Here is a 1,057-nt window from a genome sequence, read left to right as displayed (position 1 = left end):
ACCGTAAAGTAACGACCTGGTTCCGTTGAGTAGCGTTTGCTCTCATCCGCTATGCCAGCAACGTCTTGGTAACGAATGTATTCTTTGTCGAACAGGTTGATGATGGTCGCACTCAAACGAAAATCTTTGGTGATTTGGTAACTTGCCCCCAGATCGAGCGTGTTCCATGCCTCTGTTTGTGCGCATTCTGTCTTTTGTCCGAGCGACGTTTGGCAACTCGGCACACGATCCATCGAACCAGCCCAATTCCACGTCGCGAACGCATTAAAGTCTTGTTGCTGGTAGTTCAGCCCAACATTGCCCTCAAAAGGCGTGATGCTACGAACGTATTCGCCCTCAGCGTCCTTTCCATCCACATAACCAAGCTTGGTACTTAGCTTCCAAGACGAAGTGAAAGCGTACGCGGCAGAAAGCTCGGCGCCGTAGGTTTCAACGCCGTGTAAGTTTTGGTATTGCTTGATGTAGTTCCCGAAGTTATCTTGCCCTGTGGTAACAACATCAATGAAGTTTTGGAACTTGTTGTAAAACGCAGAAACGTAAAGTTGCGCTCGGCCATTATCGAATTTGTTACCGATTTCAAACGAGTCCGAAGTTTCTGCCTCTAGATCCATATTTGGTGCAATGACAAAAGGCGTCAGCGGCACAAAGTCGTGGCTTACGAAGCCATACGCCTTATCGTATTCTGGCGCTCGATAACCGTGATCGTAAGAGAGGTAAACGCGGTTGTTTTCGAACACTTCACGAGAAATCGACAAACTTGGTGAAATTTCAGAACTGTCGATATCTTTCAATGGATATCCACCGATATCATTCTGGCCATCAGGTGAAAGTCGGTGCGCATCGAAACGCAAACCGCCAGTCAATGTCCATTTATCCAGTTCAATCATGTCACGGAAATAAAGCCCAATGTTGTATGCACGTGCAGCGGCAAAGGGTTGTTTTTGCGATGCGTTGGAACCCGTCCAATCGAGGACTTTCTGATTATCTTCCCGTTGGTAGTAATCCGATGCTATCTCAACGCCATACGCTAACTTGTGCTCAGCCGATGAGGCATGAA

General features: G+C 47.5%; 1 protein-coding gene. It reads right to left on the bottom strand.

From position 1 onward, the window contains the following. Positions 1-1,057, bottom strand: a 1,057-nt coding sequence (locus R7P69_RS25200) for a TonB-dependent receptor domain-containing protein (protein WP_318121828.1), incomplete at both ends; no start/stop codon positions are given.

This window comes from Vibrio sp. 661 (assembly GCF_033339315.1).
GTDB lineage: Bacteria > Pseudomonadota > Gammaproteobacteria > Enterobacterales > Vibrionaceae > Vibrio > Vibrio alginolyticus.
Note: the sequence above shows the minus strand (reverse complement) of the source record. Positions and strands in the feature narration are given on the sequence as shown.